Annotated in this window: 14 protein-coding genes and 1 pseudogene; 5 read left to right on the top strand and 10 right to left on the bottom strand. The window is 57.1% G+C overall.

What is annotated here, in order from left to right; genetic code table 11:
- Window positions 1-140: 140 nt before the first annotated feature.
- Window positions 141-2,402, bottom strand: coding sequence for a 5-methyltetrahydropteroyltriglutamate--homocysteine S-methyltransferase (metE, locus tag ACSIPU_RS26025; protein ID WP_023321877.1), 2,262 nt, complete (start codon window positions 2,400-2,402; stop codon window positions 141-143).
- A gap of 231 nt (window positions 2,403-2,633) precedes the next feature.
- Between metE and metR the strand changes: the two genes are divergently transcribed.
- Entirely contained in the window at window positions 2,634-3,587 is a 954-nt protein-coding gene (gene metR, locus ACSIPU_RS26030) for an HTH-type transcriptional regulator MetR (protein WP_004107703.1), read from the top strand.
- Here metR and ACSIPU_RS26035 read toward each other — a convergent pair.
- The 3 genes from ACSIPU_RS26035 to pldB all read right to left on the bottom strand — a co-directional run bounded on the left by ACSIPU_RS26035 (window position 3,475) and on the right by pldB (window position 6,299).
- A complete protein-coding gene (locus ACSIPU_RS26035; RefSeq protein WP_004107702.1) occupies window positions 3,475-4,374 on the bottom strand; it encodes a carboxylate/amino acid/amine transporter in 900 nt (299 codons plus the stop codon). The genes metR and ACSIPU_RS26035 overlap by 113 nt on opposite strands.
- Window positions 4,375-4,441: 67 nt before the next feature.
- Complete coding sequence (gene yigL / locus ACSIPU_RS26040; protein WP_004107701.1) at window positions 4,442-5,263, bottom strand: sugar/pyridoxal phosphate phosphatase YigL; 822 nt, start codon at window positions 5,261-5,263, stop codon at window positions 4,442-4,444.
- A gap of 43 nt (window positions 5,264-5,306) precedes the next feature.
- Window positions 5,307-6,299, bottom strand: coding sequence for a lysophospholipase L2 (gene pldB, locus ACSIPU_RS26045; protein ID WP_004107700.1), 993 nt, complete (start codon window positions 6,297-6,299; stop codon window positions 5,307-5,309).
- 109 nt (window positions 6,300-6,408) lie between these two features.
- On the opposite strand from pldB, the gene rhtB reads away from it, so the two are divergent.
- A complete protein-coding gene (gene rhtB, locus ACSIPU_RS26050; protein WP_004107699.1) occupies window positions 6,409-7,029 on the top strand; it encodes a homoserine/homoserine lactone efflux protein in 621 nt (206 codons plus the stop codon).
- 12 nt (window positions 7,030-7,041) lie between these two features.
- Window positions 7,042-7,338: pseudogene (locus tag ACSIPU_RS26055) on the top strand (ISNCY family transposase); the annotation flags it as partial.
- A 42-nt stretch (window positions 7,339-7,380) separates the two neighbouring features.
- On the opposite strand, the gene rhtC reads toward ACSIPU_RS26055, so the two are convergent.
- The 3 genes from rhtC to pldA form a co-directional block, all read right to left on the bottom strand.
- Window positions 7,381-8,004 (bottom strand): threonine export protein RhtC, encoded by a 624-nt coding sequence (gene rhtC / locus ACSIPU_RS26060; protein ID WP_004107695.1) that lies wholly within the window; start codon window positions 8,002-8,004, stop codon window positions 7,381-7,383.
- A gap of 61 nt (window positions 8,005-8,065) precedes the next feature.
- Complete coding sequence (recQ, locus tag ACSIPU_RS26065) at window positions 8,066-9,892, bottom strand: ATP-dependent DNA helicase RecQ (protein ID WP_016808220.1); 1,827 nt, start codon at window positions 9,890-9,892, stop codon at window positions 8,066-8,068.
- A gap of 67 nt (window positions 9,893-9,959) precedes the next feature.
- Window positions 9,960-10,832 (bottom strand): phospholipase A, encoded by an 873-nt coding sequence (pldA, locus tag ACSIPU_RS26070; RefSeq protein ID WP_023321873.1) that lies wholly within the window; start codon window positions 10,830-10,832, stop codon window positions 9,960-9,962.
- Window positions 10,833-10,987: 155 nt separating this feature from the next.
- On the opposite strand from pldA, the gene yigI reads away from it, so the two are divergent.
- Window positions 10,988-11,452: an acyl-CoA thioesterase YigI gene (yigI, locus tag ACSIPU_RS26075; RefSeq protein WP_004097567.1), complete on the top strand. Its 465-nt coding sequence runs from the start codon at window positions 10,988-10,990 to the stop codon at window positions 11,450-11,452.
- A 49-nt stretch (window positions 11,453-11,501) separates the two neighbouring features.
- Window positions 11,502-12,395 carry an EamA family transporter RarD gene (rarD, locus tag ACSIPU_RS26080; protein ID WP_004107689.1) on the top strand — a complete coding sequence of 298 codons (894 nt, stop codon included), beginning with the start codon at window positions 11,502-11,504 and terminating at the stop codon, window positions 12,393-12,395.
- Between the two features lie 41 nt (window positions 12,396-12,436).
- Here the strand turns inward: rarD and corA are convergent, their stop codons facing one another.
- From corA to uvrD, 3 genes are all read right to left on the bottom strand, one after another.
- Window positions 12,437-13,387 (bottom strand): magnesium/cobalt transporter CorA, encoded by a 951-nt coding sequence (corA, locus tag ACSIPU_RS26085; RefSeq protein WP_004107687.1) that lies wholly within the window; start codon window positions 13,385-13,387, stop codon window positions 12,437-12,439.
- A gap of 149 nt (window positions 13,388-13,536) precedes the next feature.
- The gene (gene ysgD, locus ACSIPU_RS26090; protein WP_349817343.1) at window positions 13,537-13,593 is read right to left on the bottom strand and encodes a YsgD/CorL family protein; all 57 of its coding nucleotides are present in this window, start codon (window positions 13,591-13,593) and stop codon (window positions 13,537-13,539) included.
- Between the two features lie 148 nt (window positions 13,594-13,741).
- The gene (gene uvrD, locus ACSIPU_RS26095) at window positions 13,742-15,904 is read right to left on the bottom strand and encodes a DNA helicase II (protein ID WP_142472532.1); all 2,163 of its coding nucleotides are present in this window, start codon (window positions 15,902-15,904) and stop codon (window positions 13,742-13,744) included.
- Between the last annotated feature and the right edge of the window lie 37 nt (window positions 15,905-15,941).

Here is a 15,941-nt window from a genome sequence, read left to right on the forward strand (position 1 = left end):
ACATTCGCCGGGTTGCGCTGTGCTTACCCGGGCTACCGGCCCGCAGGCGGCGGCGATCCGTAGCCCCCACCGGGGGAAAGAGCACTGAGTGGCTCAGGGGTTATTATGCTGTCATCCGGACACCGGAAAGCGTGGTTATACTATGCCTGACGCAGGTTCTGCGCGGCTTTAACCATGTTGGCCAGCGCAGCACGGGTTTCCGCCCAGCCGCGGGTTTTCAGGCCGCAGTCCGGGTTTACCCACAGGCGCTCTGCCGGGATGCGCTGCGCGGCTTTCTTCAGCAGCGCCTCGATCCACTCCACGTCTGGGACGTTCGGCGAGTGAATATCGTACACCCCCGGCCCGATTTCATTCGGATAGTCGAACTCTTCAAACGACTCCAGCAGCTCCATATCAGAGCGCGAGGTTTCGATGGTAATCACGTCCGCATCCAGCGCGGCGATAGAGTCCATGATGTCGTTGAACTCGCAATAGCACATATGGGTATGGATCTGGGTGTCATCTTTCGCCACCGCGGCATTGATGCGAAAAGCTTCCACACCCCACGCCAGATAGTCCTCCCAGTCGCTACGTTTCAGCGGTAGCCCTTCGCGCAGCGCCGGTTCGTCAATCTGGATGATGCCGATACCTGCGGCTTCCAGATCCGCCACTTCGTCGCGCAGCGCCAGGGCAATCTGTTTCGCAATCGTTTCACGGCTGACGTCCTCGCGCGGGAAGGACCAGCAAAGAATGGTCACAGGACCGGTCAACATGCCTTTTACCGGTTTGTCGGTCAGCGACTGTGCGTATTTTGCCCACTCGACGGTGATCGCCTCCGGACGGCTGACGTCGCCAATCACCACCGGCGGCTTAACGCAGCGGGAACCGTAGCTCTGTACCCAGCCGTTCTGGGTGAAGATAAAGCCGTCCAGATGTTCGCCAAAATATTCCACCATGTCGTTACGTTCGGCCTCACCGTGTACCAGCACGTCCAGCCCCAGCCGCTCCTGCTCGACGATCGCCTGCTTGATGTGTTCAGCGATGCCGGTGCGGTAGCGGTTAGCGTCGAGATGGCCTTTTTTGAAGTCCAGACGCAGGCCGCGGATCTCGGGAGTCTGCGGGAAAGAACCGATGGTGGTGGTCGGCCAGGCCGGCAGCTTAAAGCGGGCGCGCTGCGCTTCGGCGCGAACTTCGTAGCCGCTTTGACGCTGACTGTCCTGAGCGGTTATGGCTGCCAGACGCTTCTCTACCGCCGCGTTATGCACGCGGGTTGAATAGCGACGGGCCCGGATCGGTGCGCTCCAGTCAGCAATCGCAGCGGTGTCGCCGCTGTTCAGCGCATCGCGCAGCAGCGCCAGTTCCTGGCATTTTTGCAGGGCGAAGGCAAACCAGCTCTTCACTTCGGCATCAAGCCGCGTTTCCACGCTCAAATCGATCGGGCTGTGCAGCAGGGAGCAGGAAGAGGCGACCCACAGCTCGCGTTTGCCGACAATCCCTTTAACCTGCGCGTATTTTTCGCTCAGATCGGCGCGCCAGACGTTGCGACCGTTGATCAGGCCCGCGGAGAGCAGCCAGTCGGCAGGCAGGCGCTTATGCAGTTCGACGACATCATCCTGGCCATGGACCAGATCCACATGCAAACCCTGCACCGGCAGCGCGGTAATGGTGTCGAGGTTATCGGTAATGCCTTCAAAGTAGGTGGTCAACAGTAGCTTAACCTGGCCATTAAGCGCCTCATAAGCCGGTTTGAAAGCGTCCAGCCACGTCTGCGGCAGCTCGAGCACCAGCGCCGGTTCATCAATCTGCACCCACTCAATGCCGCGTTTTGCCAGCTCCGCCAGCACCTGCTGGTAAACCGGCAGAATATCGTGCAGCAGGTTCAGACGATCGAACGACTCGCCTTTCACCTTACCAAGCCACAGATAGGTGACTGGCCCAAGCAGGACGGGCTTCACTTTGTGGCCCAGCGCCAGCGCTTCGTCCACCTCATCCAACAGCTGGTTCCAGCTCAGTTTGAACTGCTGGCCCTTCACGAATTCCGGCACCATGTAGTGGTAGTTGGTGTTAAACCATTTGGTCATTTCCGCCGCCGCGGCCGGTTCGCCGGTCGGCGCACGGCCGCGACCCATGCGAAACAGAGTATCGATATCAACGGAGCCGTCTTTGTTCTGATGACGAGCCGGCACGTTGCCAAGCCACAGGCTGGTGGTCAGAACATGGTCGTACCAGGCGAAATCGCCAACCGGCAGCAGATCAACGCCCGCCTGCTTTTGCTGTTCCCAGTGGCGAGCGCGCAGTTCCCGGCCAACGGCCAGCAGTTCTTCGCGGCTGATATTGCCCGCCCAATAGCTTTCTTGCGCTTTCTTCAGCTCGCGACGCAGGCCAACGCGAGGGAAACCGAGGGTGTGATTAATAATTGTCATTTTTTGAGCCTCATAATTGCAATCCGAAAGATTTCGGATTTAGGGAAGGCGGCAAACTTGCTCATCCCCAGGAGCTTACTGAAGTAAGTGACTGGGGTGAGGAAGTGCAGCCAACGCACCATAAATTCGAAAGATAAAGGATTTAGCCGTCCAGATGTTTACACATCCATAATTGGCAGTTACTGTATATTCCTCAAGCGCAAATTATTCATGGCGAAGTGAAGGACTTTCATGATCGAAATTAAACACCTGAAAACGCTCCAGGCGTTGCGGAACAGCGGTTCGCTGGCAGGCGCGGCAGCGGCCCTGCACCAGACTCAATCCGCCTTGTCCCACCAGTTCAGCGATCTGGAACAGCGCCTTGGCTTCCGTCTGTTTGTGCGTAAAAGTCAGCCGCTGCGCTTTACGCCGCAGGGTGAAATCCTGCTCCAGCTGGCCAACCAGGTGCTGCCGCAAATCAGCCGCGCCCTGCAGGATTGCAATGAGCCGCAGCAAACTCGTCTGCGTATCGCCATCGAATGCCATAGCTGTATTCAATGGCTCACGCCGGCGCTGGAGAGCTTCCGCGCCCGCTGGCCGCATGTGGAAGTGGACTTTCAGTCCGGCGTGATCTTCGACCCGCAGCCGGGCCTGCAGCAGGGTGAGCTGGATCTGGTCATGACCTCCGATATCCTGCCGCGCAGCGGTCTGCACTATTCGCCAATGTTTGATTTCGAAGTGCGTCTGGTGATGGCGCCGGATCATCCGCTGGCGACAAAGACGCGCATTGCGCCTGAGGATTTAGCAACCGAGATGCTGCTGATTTACCCGGTCCAGCGCGCTCGTCTGGATATCTGGCGTCACTTCCTGCAGCCTGCGGGGATCAGCCCGCAGCTGAAGAGCGTCGACAATACGCTGCTGTTAATTCAGATGGTGGCGGCGCGGATGGGCATCGCCGCCCTGCCGCACTGGGTTGTGGAAAGCTTTGAGCGCCAGGGTCTGGTGGTGACCAAAACCCTGGGCGAGGGACTGTGGAGCCGGCTATACGCCGCGGTACGCGACGGCGAACAGCGCCAGCCGGTGACCGAGGCGTTTATTCGCTCAGCGCGGAACCACGCTTGCGACCATTTACCGTTTGTGCGGAGTGCGGAGCGACCCAGCGTCGATGGACCCACAGCGAGGCCAGGATCACCAGAGCTCCCGTAATAAAACTTGGCCAACGGGGCTGCTCCTGCCAGATAGCAAGATTCACCAGCAGCCCGGCAGGTACATGCATATTGTTCATGATGCCGAGCGTACCGGCATCCACCTGGGTGGCGCCGTAGTTCCACATGAAGTAGCCGATCCCCGATGCCGCCACGCCAAGAAACACCAGAATGCCCCACTGTAGAGAGGTTTCCGGCATTTTCTGCGCATTGCCCAGTATCGACCAGGCAACCGCCGCCACCAGAAACGCCCCGACATAGAACCAGGCGAAGGCATTATGCTGCGGCATCGGACGCGTTTCCATCAGGCGCTTGTAGCCCACCATGCCAATCGCGAAGCTGATATTGGAGAGCTGCACCAGGATCAAACCGGTCCAGAAATGATTTGTCACCTGGTCGTAGCGAATAATACCCGCGCCGATCACCGCCAGCAGCGCGCTGCAGGCGTAGCCCCAGCGCAGGCGGCGGCGGCTCATTACATCATAAATCAGCGTGATATAGAGCGGCGTCAGGACGGTAAACAGCAGGAGTTCAGATACCGTCAGGTACAGATAGGCCTGGAAACTCAGCATATACATAATGCCGAGCTGCATCGCCCCCACCAGCATATACAGGCCGATGGTGGACAGGCTTTGCCCGCGGGTGCGCAGGAAAGGTAAAAAGACCAGCGCCGCCAGACCAACGCGCGCCAGCACCGCGAAATAGCTGTCGACGTGACCTGCAAGGTATTCGCCATAGAGGCTAAAAGAGAAGGCCCACAGAATCGTGGTGATTATCAGTAGCGCCACAATGAATGTCTCATAGAGTAAAGAACACTCATTGTAGCGAAGTGACCGGTTGACAACTGTTTAATTATTATTCAGTCGTCAAGCTTTTTTCGTCGAGATAGAGTTTACGCAGATAGTGGGGTACGGCGTCATCAGCGTTGCTGCCTATCACTTCCAGCTCAGGATGCAGGTCCTTCAGGCGCTGGTGCGCGTCGGCCATAATGCAGCCCTTGCCCGCCATTGACAACATTTCCGCATCGTTCATACCGTCGCCGAAGGCGATACACTCTTTCAGGCTATAGCCGAGCATTTTCGCCACGGCCTCCAGCGCATGGCCTTTCGACACGCCGCCCGCCATCACTTCGAGGCAGGTGACGGTAGAGAAGCTCACGTTCACCCGATCGCCCCAGCGGGCATTGATCGCCTGCTCCAGCGGCAGCAGATGCTCATGCTTATCGCAGGTGAAAAAGACTTTGCTGATCCCTTCCGGATCCAGCTCGCCCGGCTCGTACAGCTTGTAGTTAAACACTGCCTCTTTGAAGAAGCGCATCTCTTCCGGACGGTGGCGGTTCATATACCACTCATCTTCACGATAAACGTTGGTTACGATCGCCGGATCGTTTCGCATCATCTCAAACAGGTCAGCGGCGATATCGCGATCAAGGTTATGAGCGAAGATCTGCTTCCCGTCGCTATCATGTACGCGGGCGCCGTTAGAGGTGATCATATAGGATTTAATGCCGAGATTATCGCGAATTTGCCCAACATCGATGTAGTGGCGGCCGGTCGCGAACACGAAATTGATACCGCGTGCGGTAAGCAGTTTCAGCGTCTCTTTGGCGTAGGGGGTTAAGCAGTGATCGGGAGAAAGCAGCGTGCCATCTAAGTCAGACGCAACAACCTGGTACATAAAAATTTTAACCTCTAAACAGGGCGACGAGCGTTTCGCCGGATTAAGTATGTCGAGCAAAAAAATCGACGATAGCGTTTAGCGCGACCGAGCGCATGGCGTCCTTTTCAAAAAGGATCTCATGGTATGCCCCTTCTATGACAAACGGCTTATTCCCTTCGCAGGGATGGCCGCCTGCGGCGCGAAGTTCACAGTAGCGATCGTGCATACGGTTATCGACTACTCGCTCTTCTTCCGCCTGGAGCAATAATGTTGGCGTAACGTCTTTTTCCGCGCCGGCCAGCACCTCTTCGCCCGCAAGGATCCCCTCGCGCACCCAATGGAACGTTGGCCCGCCGACCCGCAGCTGCGGCTCATCGGCGTAAAAACGCAGGTTGCGACGATAGCGTTGACGGCTGTGCGTCAGTACGTTGACCGCAAAGGGCAGCGCCCGCCAGCGGCCGGTACCGAGGGCATACTCTTCACGAATGCGCTGATGGCCCTCAGCCCAATCGAGAATGTGGCGCACCATCCAGTCAGGCAGGCGCATAACAATGCCGAACATCGGCGCGCAGAGCGCCATCGCGTCGCAATGCTGGTGGTGGCGCTGCAAAAATAGCGTCGCAATAGCGCCACCCATGGAATGGGCAAGAATAAACCGTTTCCGCCAGTGCCCCGGCACGACATGTTGTTGCCAGAAAGCGGCGAGATCGTCAACGTAATCGCTGAAATTTACGACGTGCCCGCGGTGGGTATCGGAAAGCATGCGCCCGGAACGCCCCTGGCCGCGATGATCGATAATCATCACGTCAAAGCCGCTGCGGAAAAGATCGTAAGCCAGTTCGGCGTACTTAACGTAGCTTTCAATACGACCCGGACAGATCACCACGACCCGGTCGTGACTTTTGGCGCAGAAGCGCACAAAGCGCACCGGAACGTCATCCACGCCCGTAAATTCAGCCTCTTCCCGCTGACGCCAGAAATCGGTTAGTGGCCCCATGGTAAAAGCCGCAAACGCGTTTTCTCGTGTTTCCCAGTCCTTTTGCTGCAAAAACATCGGGCTTACACCCCTGATAACCGCTGAAAATCGTTTTTTTGTCGTGCATCACACAATGCTTACACAATAGCGTATTGTGGCATAAAAACAGACAATCAGGGAGTTTCTCATGACGTTCGAGTGGTGGTTTGCCTATCTGCTAACATCTATTATTCTCAGCCTGTCGCCGGGCTCCGGGGCAATAAATACCATGACCACCTCTATTAACCACGGCTATCGCGGCGCGGCGGCCTCTATTGCCGGGCTACAGACCGGGCTCGGCATTCACATCGTGCTGGTCGGCGTCGGCCTGGGGACGCTCTTCTCTCGATCGCTGTTAGCTTTTGAAATCCTGAAATGGGCGGGCGCCGCTTATCTTATCTGGCTCGGCATTCAGCAGTGGCGAGCCGCAGGCTCTCTCGATCTGAATACCCTTGCGAAAGCGCAGACCCGCGGCAAACTCTTTAAGCGCGCGGTATTCGTGAATCTGACCAATCCGAAAAGCATCGTATTTCTCGCCGCGCTCTTCCCGCAGTTTATCGTGCCGCACCAGCCTCAGGTAATGCAGTATCTGGTACTTGGCGTTACCACTATCGTGGTCGATATTATCGTCATGATTGGCTACGCCACGCTGGCCCAGCGTATCGCTGCATGGATCAAGGGGCCAAAACAGATGAAGGCGCTGAATAAGGTCTTTGGTTCGCTGTTTATGCTGGTCGGCGCCCTGCTGGCCTCCGCCCGCCACGCGTGATGTATAGATAAACAAAAAATTACCGTACTGATAAAATATAGGGCCCAGGCGGGAGAAGAGCAGGATGTTCGGCCGCTATTCTATGAGCTGGCACAGCGGGTGCCGCAACATGGAGGTGTACTGATGACTCTGGCAGAAAAGTGGCTTGAGGAAGGTATGCAAAAGGGCATTAAGGAAGGCATAAAAGAGGGCAAACGCGCTGCGCTACTTAACGTCGCAAAGGCCATGCTCGAGCGGGGCATTGATACTACTGCGGTGATGGAAATGACCGGTCTCACGTCCGACGATTTGCAGCAGCTCCATCATTAATACCCGGCCCGCCCATAACCTCCTGGGCGGGACGCAGAAGGGTTAGCGCGAAATAATCAGATGAATACCGAAGCCGGCGAATAGCGTACCGGCGATGCCGTCGATCCACTTCGCCATCCGCTGATAGCCACGGCGCATGCCCGGCAGGGCGAACAGGCTGGCAACCACCGTGAACCAGGCCAGCGTCTCCAGTACGATCAGCAGAAAAATTCCCCAGCGCGCGCCAGAACTGACGCTATCGCCGACGAACAGCGAGAACACGGAGCCGAAATAGATAATCGCTTTTGGGTTCGCCAGATTAGTCAGCAGCCCTTTCAGAAAGCTCCGGCCGCTGCGCGCCAGCTCAACCTGAGGCTCTACCGCTGCCGCCGCTTCGCCTTTTTTCAGCGCGCCACGCAGCATCTGGAAGCCCATCCAGCACAGATACAGGCCGCCGCCGACCATAATAATGGTATGCAGCCAGGCCATCTTCTCGATAATCAGGTTCAGGCCGAGCAGCGCTACGCCCGCCCATACCATTACCCCGCAGGTGATACCCAGCACGCCCATCATCGCCTCCTTACGAGAGCGGCTAACGGCGGTTTGCGAAACAAAGAAAAAGTCCGGGCCAGGACTCATCAGCGCAATGATATGCACCAGCGCGACGGTGAAGAAAAGCGTCAACATAATTAACTCGCAGGAAAATAGTCAGGACGAAAACTATATTTGCACTTTTTCGTCCGGCTGACTACTCATCATCGCCATCCACGTGCGCGCGGATCAGGGCCATAAACTCTTTACCAAAACGCTCGAGCTTACGCGTGCCGACGCCGTTGACGCTAAGCATCTCGCCGGCCGTCAGCGGCGTTTGCTCAGCCATTTCAATCAGTGTTGCATCGTTAAACACGACGTAGGGTGGGATATTCTCTTCGTCGGCAATCGCCTTACGCAGTTTGCGCAGCTTGGCAAAAAGCTTACGATCGTAATTGCCGCCAAAGGATTTCTGCATCGCTTTTGGCTTCAGCGCCACAATACGCGGCACGGCAAGCTGTAGCGTCACGTCGCCGCGCAGAACCGGACGCGCGGCCTCGGTAAGCTGTAGCGCAGAGTGCTGGGCAATATTCTGCGTGACCAGGCCTAAATGGATCAGCTGGCGGATCACGCTAACCCAATGCTCATGGCTCTGCTCGCGCCCAATGCCGTATACCGGCAGCTTATCATGCCCCATATCGCGAATACGCTGGTTATTGGCGCCGCGCAGCACTTCCACCACGTAGCCCATACCAAAGCGCTGGTTGACGCGGTAAATCGTCGACAGCGCCTTCCGCGCGTCCATTAAACCGTCGTACTGTTTCGGCGGGTCGAGGCAGATATCACAGTTGCCGCACGGCTCCTGGCGCCCCTCGCCAAAGTAGTTGAGCAACACCAGGCGGCGGCAGGTTTGCGCTTCGGCAAAAGCCCCCATCGCGTTGAGCTTATGGCGTTCAATGTCCTGCAGCGGCCCGGCGGGTTTCTCCTCAAGGCAGCGCCTGAGCCACGCCATATCCGCCGGATCGTAAAACAGCATCGCCTCGGCAGGCAGCCCATCGCGCCCGGCGCGGCCGGTCTCCTGATAATAGGACTCAATATTGCGGGGGATATCGAAATGCACCACAAAACGGACGTTCGGTTTGTTGATCCCCATCCCGAAGGCCACCGTGGCCACCACGATTTGCAGGTCGTCGCGCTGGAATTTCTCCTGTACGTCGGCGCGGATATGATTTTCCAGGCCGGCGTGATAGGCCGCCGCGCTGATGCCGCGACTTTGCAGGCGTGCGGCGGTATCCTCCACTTTCGACCGGCTATTGCAGTAGATAATGCCTGATTTGCCGCGCTGATCCTGCACGTAGCGCATCAGCTGATCCAGCGGCTTAAACTTCTCCATCAGCATGTAGCGGATATTGGGTCGGTCGAAGCTGCTGACCTGGATAAGCGGGTCGTTCAGGCCCAGCAGGCGAACAATGTCGCGACGCGTGGTGTCATCGGCGGTGGCGGTCAGCGCCATAAACGGGATTTGCGGTATCCGCTGGCGCAGCTGCCCTAACGCAGCGTATTCCGGACGGAAATCATGGCCCCACTGGGAAATACAGTGCGCCTCATCCACCGCCACCATCGACAGATTCCAGTGCGTAAGATGCTCGAGGAAGTTATCCAGCATCAGGCGCTCCGGGGCGATATACAGCAGGCGAATCTGCCCGCTGCGGCAGCCGGCCATCACCTCCTGCTGCTGCTCCCGGCTCTGGGTTGAATTCAGGCACGCCGCCGCCACGCCGTTAGCCAGCAGCTGATCGACCTGATCCTTCATCAAGGAGATGAGCGGCGAGACCACGACGGTCAGACCGCCCAGCACCAGCGCCGGCACCTGATAACACAGCGACTTGCCGCCGCCGGTCGGCATCACCACCAGGCAATCGCGCCCGGCCAGTGCCGTATCGATAATGGTTTCCTGGCCCGGGCGAAACTGCTGGTAGCCGAAGGTCTCTTGTAAAACCTGCTTAGCCAGCGATTCCTGATTCAATACTTCCGCCTGCGCCACGTTGACCCCATATGCCTGAAAAGAAAACAGGCGCTATTTTCAGCGCCTGAGAGCCAGAGTGCAACGATTAAAACAGATCGTTGAGCATCAGCCCGACGCCGACGCGGGTTTGATTAAAGTTATAATCGATAAGCGACTCGCCATAACCGCTATAGACCTGAGTATAGACGCGCACGTGTTTGGTGATCGGATAGCTTACCCCAAGCTCGGCGCCGCCGTAGCCGGTATTCCAGTTATATTGCCCCTGAGCGCTGAGAATAGCGTCGCCCAGCTGGTAGCCCACTTTCAGCCGGTAATAACCCATATATTTGGTGATATCCGGGTTATCGTCGGTGCTGCCAATCACGTACCAGGGCTTCACCTCGACCAGCCAGTTGCCATTTTGCGCCATCAGTCGGGTATAGAGGCGATTCCAGCTGCGGGAAGTGGGATCGGAACGGCCGTTAGAGTCGTGGTTATAACCCATTTCAACGTCGCGCAGCGTCCAGCCGGCAAATGAGTAATCGGTCGCAAACCCGAGGAACAGCTGCGGCTCGTAGTTGGTTTCGCGAAACGGCGCGGACTCTTTGCTGTTGGAGAGCTGCCACCAGGATTTTTGCGTATAAGAAGCGCCCAGCAGCGAATTCTCGCCCAAAATCCCGCGCCATAATGGAAACGCCAGGCTAAGCTGGAACTTCACTTCGTCTTTACGCGCGTTTTCAGCCCAGTCGTAGCTGCGAATCGCTTCTTTATTGAGATCGCTGGTCCATGTATAGAGCAGATAGTTGCTCTCGTAGGGATAGAGCAGGAAGGGATTATCATGGTCCTGTAACAGGTTGGCGATAATACTCCCGCGAACGGCCGGAGTGTCGTGGACCTGTTTATTCACCGGCGCGTCCTGCGCCAGAACGCCGGCCGGAAGCGCAACAAGCGCCAGCAGGCAGGCCAAAGAGATACGCATTGCTGTTCTCCTGGATGGATATTTATTATTTCTGTTTAACCCAGGCAGCATTCTACCTATTTATACGTCTTCTGACCTGTTATCCGTTCTTAAAGTAGAAATCAATATTTTAGAAGCATAAAATCAACATTTCATTAACCTATGGAAATGTTGTTATGTCTGAACTGACCGCCGCCGCCGCCCTGAAGCTGGTGGGAGAAATCTTCGTCTACCACATGCCCTTTAATCGCGCCTTAGGGCTGGAGCTGGAGCGCTATGAAAAAGAGTTCGCCCAGCTGAGTTTCAACAACCAACCAATGATGGTCGGCAACTGGGCGCAGAGTATTTTACATGGCGGAGTGATTGCCTCAGCGCTGGACGTCGCGGCGGGGCTGGTATGCGTCGGCAGCACCCTGACTCGCCACGACACCATCAATGAAGAAGAGCTGCGCCAGCGCCTGTCGCGGATGGGCACCATCGATCTGCGCGTCGACTACCTGCGTCCGGGTCGTGGGGAGCGCTTTACCGCCACCAGCAGCCTGCTGCGCGCCGGTAACAAGGTGGCAGTGGCCCGCGTCGAACTGCATAACGAAGAGCAGGTGTATATCGCCAGCGCTACGGCGACGTATATGGTGGGTTGATCGGCTTAAATCGAGTAACATCATTCTCTTTGGCAATGGATTTGTACCGATGGACGCTAAACAAACGCGGGTGGGGGTTCTCCTGGCCCTGGCCGCCTATTTTATCTGGGGTATCGCGCCAGCGTACTTCAAGCTTATCTACTATGTTCCCGCCGATGAAATTCTGACTCACCGCGTGATCTGGTCCTTCTTCTTTATGGTCGCGCTAATCAGCATCAGTCGTCAGTGGCCGCAGGTCAAAAGGCTACTGAAAACGCCGAAGAAGGTGTTTCTGCTGGCCCTGTCTGCCGTGCTGGTGGGCGGTAACTGGCTGCTGTTTATCTGGGCGGTCAATAACCATCATATGCTGGAAGCCAGCCTGGGCTACTTTATCAACCCGCTGGTGAATATTCTGCTGGGGATGATCTTCCTCGGGGAGCGTTTTCGTCGGATGCAGTGGCTGGCGGTGCTGCTGGCCGCCTGCGGCGTTCTGGTGCAGCTCTGGACTTTTGGCTCGTTGCCGATTATCGCGCTGGGCCTGGCGTTCAGCTTCGCTTTTTATGGTCTGCTACGTAAAAAGATCGCCGTGGATGCGCAAACCGGCATGCTGTTTGAAACGCTCTGGCTGCTGCCGGTCGCCGCGATTTATCTGTTTGGTATAGCCGATAGCCCGACCAGCCATATGGGGCAGAACCCGTGGTCGCTGAACCTGCTGCTGATGGCGGCGGGCGTGGTCACCACTATTCCGCTGCTGTGCTTTACCGGCGCGGCGACCCGTCTGCGCCTTTCTACGCTGGGCTTCTTCCAGTATATCGGCCCAACGCTGATGTTCCTGCTGGCGGTGACCTTCTACGGCGAGGTGCCGGGCGCGGATAAGATGGTGACCTTTGCTTTTATCTGGGTGGCGCTGGCGATTTTCGTAATGGATGCCGTTTACACAATACGTCGTACGCGTAGGGCATAAAGCCAGACCGGTACGCAAAAAAGGAGCCGAAGCTCCTTTTTTTACAGCCAGTTCTTGCGCTTAAAGTACAGATACGGCGCCAGGCCAGCGAGCATCATAAAGACAATCGCGCCGGGATAGCCAAAGCTCCAGTGCAGCTCAGGCATAAACTCAAAGTTCATGCCATAGCTGGAAGCCACCAGGGTCGGCGGCAGGAAGACGACGGAGACGACCGAGAAGATCTTGATGATGCGGTTCTGCTCAATGTTGATAAAGCCCATCGCCGCCTGCATCAGGAAGTTGACCTTCTGGAACAGCGATTCATTGTGCGGCAGCAGGGATTCGATATCTCGCAGGATTTCACGCGCCTGCTCCAGCTGCCCTGCCGGCAGACGGGCCTTGCGTACGAGGAAGTTCAGCGCGCGCTGGGTATCCATCAGACACAGGCGGACTTTCCAGCCGATATCTTCCTGTTCCGCCAGCGTAGAGAGCGCCTCGTCGTAATCATCGCCCTGACGACCTTCCATAATCACCCGGCTAAGCTTTTCCAGATCGCTGTAGATGTTTTCGATTTCATCCGCCAGCTGCTCGATTTTGGTTTCGAACAGGTCCAGCAGTAGCTCGTAGGCGTTGCCGTCCACCATCGACTGGTTGCGGGCGCGCATGCGATACAGGCGGAAAGCGGGCAGCTCCCGCTCGCGCAGGGTGAACAGACGGCCTTCGCGGATAGTAAACGCCACGGTAGAGTTACCGGCGTGATCCTCAGCATCTTCAAAAAAGAAAAATGAGTGGATATGCAGACCGTCTTCATCCTCAAAGAAACGCGCTGACGCTTCGATGTCTTCCAGCTCCGGGCGCGTCGCCAGGTTCTGGCCCAATTCCGTTTGCACACGGCTTCGTTCATCGTCGTCAGGCTCGACCAGATCGACCCACACCGAACTGGCGAGGTGCTTGATCTCGTCGGCTTCCAGACGCGTTAAACGATTGTTTTCCAGTTGAAATGCGCTCAGCATGACCGGGACTCCCAATGCAAAAAATTATCGGACAGTTCGGTGGGCACACAGAAACAATTTGGGTTTCAGACCATTAAGCCTGACTCAGAGCGACGGGAATAGAACGGGTCGCCGACAACCGCTAAGGCTATCAGCATAAGAGGATAGCCTTAGGAGTTGTTCCTGATGGGCAGGAAATTGAGCCAGCATCTACTGGGTGTGTCCAAGGCGAATGTCCTCTTAGCGTAATCGTGCGCGCATGTTACGCCAGCGCAAAAACGGCGTCAACACGCAACGGAACGCTAAAGAGCAAATCAAGCTCCTTAACGTATAAAGGTAGCAGAATATTACAAAATAATGATATTTTTCTTACTGTTACACTGTTTCCAGCCGGGCGTACGCCGCGACCAGCCATTTGATCCCCTGCCCCTGAAAGGCAACCTGCAGGCGACTGTGTTCGCCGCTGCCTTCGAGGTTCACAATGGTGCCTTCACCGAATTTGGCGTGGCGGACGCGCTGGCCCAGCTTATAGCCGGTGTCGTTTTCCGCCATCGGCGTCCCCATGCGCTGATGGCTGACCGGCCGGCTCACCGTGGCGCGCAGCCGCACCTCTTCCACGCACGACTCCGGCAGCTCGCCGATAAAGCGCGAGGGGCGATGATAAACCTCTTTGCCGTACAGGCGACGGGTTTCCGCGTAGGTCAGCGTGAGTTTTTGCATGGCACGAGTCACGCCGACGTAGGCCAGGCGGCGTTCTTCCTCCAGGCGGCCGCCCTCATCAAGCGCCATCTGGCTCGGGAACATCCCTTCTTCCACGCCAACGATAAATACCTGCGGAAACTCCAGCCCTTTCGCCGAGTGCAGGGTCATCAGCTGTACCGCATCCTGCCAGGTGTCCGCCTGCCCTTCTCCCGCTTCCAGCGCCGCATGCGAGAGGAACGCCTGCAGCGGCATTAAATCTTCATCTTCTTCGTTGTAGCTAAACTGGCGCGTCGCCGTCACCAGCTCCTCTAAGTTTTCGATACGCGTCTGGCCCTTCTCGCCTTTCTCCTGCTCGTACATCATGCGCAGGCCGGAATCTTTAATGACCCGGTCGGTCTGCACGTGCAGCGGCATGTCGGCTGTCTCCTGCGCCATGGCGTCAATAAGCTCCATAAAACGCTGCAGAGCGCTGGCAGCGCGCCCGGCGAGAACTTTCTCTTTTAACAGCTCGCGACAGGCCTGCCACAGCGTCAGCTGCCGGTCGCGCGAGGTCTGGCGCACCACGTCCAGCGTGCGATCGCCAATGCCGCGCGTCGGGGTATTGACCACGCGCTCAAACGCCGCATCGTCGTTACGGTTGGCAATCAGGCGCAGATAGGAGAGCGCATCTTTGATCTCCTGACGTTCGAAGAAGCGCATGCCGCCATAAATACGATAAGGCATGCTGGCCTGCAGCAGCGCCTCTTCCAGCACGCGCGACTGGGCGTTGCTGCGATACAAGATCGCGCACTGCTCCAGCGCCCCGCCGTTTTCCTGCCAGGTTTTGATACGATTGACGACAAAACGCGCCTCATCAAGATCGTTAAACGCGCAGTAGAGCGAAATCGGCTCACCGTCGGCGCCGTCGGTCCACAGCTTTTTCCCCAGCCGTCCGCTGTTGTTCTCAATCAGGGCGTTCGCCGCGCTGAGAATATTGCTGGTCGAGCGATAGTTCTGCTCCAGACGGATAGTTTCCGCGCCGGGGAAGTCGTTGAGGAAGCGCTGGATGTTTTCTACCTGCGCGCCGCGCCAGCCGTAAATCGACTGATCGTCATCGCCAACGATCATTACCTTACCGGTATCGCCCGCCAGCAGTCGGATCCACGCGTACTGAATATTGTTGGTATCCTGGAATTCATCCACCAGGATATTGGTAAAGCGCTCGCGGTAGTGCTGAAGGATATGCGACTTGTTAAGCCACAGCTCGTGGGCGCGCAGCAGCAGCTCGGCGAAGTCCACCAGCCCCGCGCGATCGCAGGCTTCCTGATAGGCCTGGTAAACCTTCTGCCAGGTCTGCTCAACCGGATTACCGTAGCTCTGAATATGATGCGGGCGCAGCCCTTCATCTTTTTGGCCGTTGATGTACCACATCGCCTGCCGCGGCGGCCACTGCTTCTCATCGAGATTCATCGCCTTAATCAGGCGCTTAAGCAGGCGCAGCTGATCTTCGCTGTCGAGGATCTGGAAGTCCTGCGGCAGCCCGGCGTCAAGGTGATGAGCGCGCAGCAGACGGTGCGCCAGACCATGGAAAGTGCCGACCCACATACCGCCCTGAGTGGTGCCCATCAGTTGACCAATACGATGACGCATTTCCGCCGCCGCTTTGTTGGTAAAGGTCACCGCCATGATGGAGTAAGGGGAACAGTTCTCAACGCTCAGCAGCCAGGCGATGCGGTGTACCAGGACGCGCGTCTTGCCGCTGCCCGCTCCTGCCAGAACCAGCATATTAGTACGTGATGCCGCAACGGCTTCACGCTGTTTGTCATTGAGGCTGTCGAGCAGGTAAGAAACGTCCATTGGCACCGCCGGAAATGAGGCGCCCGGCAACGTTTGG

The sequence above is a fragment of the Klebsiella sp. HN106 genome (assembly GCF_051209435.1).
Taxonomy (GTDB): domain Bacteria; phylum Pseudomonadota; class Gammaproteobacteria; order Enterobacterales; family Enterobacteriaceae; genus Klebsiella; species Klebsiella oxytoca.

Bases quoted from the DNA above. Each gene is read 5' to 3' on its own strand.
- metR (WP_004107703.1), top strand. From the start codon at position 2,634: ATGATCGAAATTAAACACCTGAAAACGCTCCAGGCGTTGCGGAACAGC.
- uvrD (WP_142472532.1), bottom strand. From the start codon at position 15,904: ATGGACGTTTCTTACCTGCTCGACAGCCTCAATGACAAACAGCGTGAA.
- pldB (WP_004107700.1), bottom strand. From the start codon at position 6,299: ATGTTTTTGCAGCAAAAGGACTGGGAAACACGAGAAAACGCGTTTGCG.
- yigI (WP_004097567.1), top strand. From the start codon at position 10,988: ATGTCTGAACTGACCGCCGCCGCCGCCCTGAAGCTGGTGGGAGAAATC.
- rarD (WP_004107689.1), top strand. From the start codon at position 11,502: ATGGACGCTAAACAAACGCGGGTGGGGGTTCTCCTGGCCCTGGCCGCC.
- rhtC (WP_004107695.1), bottom strand. From the start codon at position 8,004: ATGTTGACGCTTTTCTTCACCGTCGCGCTGGTGCATATCATTGCGCTG.
- pldA (WP_023321873.1), bottom strand. From the start codon at position 10,832: ATGCGTATCTCTTTGGCCTGCCTGCTGGCGCTTGTTGCGCTTCCGGCC.
- yigL (WP_004107701.1), bottom strand. From the start codon at position 5,263: ATGTACCAGGTTGTTGCGTCTGACTTAGATGGCACGCTGCTTTCTCCC.
- metE (WP_023321877.1), bottom strand. From the start codon at position 2,402: ATGACAATTATTAATCACACCCTCGGTTTCCCTCGCGTTGGCCTGCGT.
- rhtB (WP_004107699.1), top strand. From the start codon at position 6,409: ATGACGTTCGAGTGGTGGTTTGCCTATCTGCTAACATCTATTATTCTC.
- corA (WP_004107687.1), bottom strand. From the start codon at position 13,387: ATGCTGAGCGCATTTCAACTGGAAAACAATCGTTTAACGCGTCTGGAA.